Raw genomic sequence first — 409 nt, 5'->3', positions numbered from 1 at the left:
GACAATGAATTACCCCCATTAGTACACAGTGGTTTCAATCCTTCATTTATTGCAACTGTTTCTCATGAAAAAGGCTCAGGAGATACAAGTGAATTTGAAATAACGTATGGCAGAAATATGGATGTTACTCATGCTACTAGAAGAACAACACACTATGGCAATAGTTATTTAGAAGGATCTAGAATACACAACGCATTTGTAAACAGAAATTACACAGTTAAATATGAAGTGAACTGGAAAACTCATGAAATTAAAGTGAAAGGACATAATTGATATGAAAAAAATAGTCAAATCATCAGTTGTTACATCAATTGCATTGCTTTTGCTATCCAATACAGTTGATGCAGCTCAACATATCACACCTGTAAGTGAGAAAAAGGTTGATGATAAAATTACTTTGTACAAAACA

Annotated in this window: 1 pseudogene; it reads left to right on the top strand. The window is 32.5% G+C overall.

What is annotated here, in order from left to right:
• Window positions 1–273, top strand: a pseudogene (gene lukS-PV, locus SD53_RS18350) (Panton-Valentine bi-component leukocidin subunit S); the annotation flags it as partial.
• Between the last annotated feature and the right edge of the window lie 136 nt (window positions 274–409).

Origin of the sequence: Rheinheimera mesophila (genome assembly GCF_000986865.1) — a bacterium.
Lineage (GTDB): Bacteria > Pseudomonadota > Gammaproteobacteria > Enterobacterales > Alteromonadaceae > Pararheinheimera > Pararheinheimera mesophila.
This window is presented reverse-complemented; position numbering and strand designations above follow the sequence as displayed.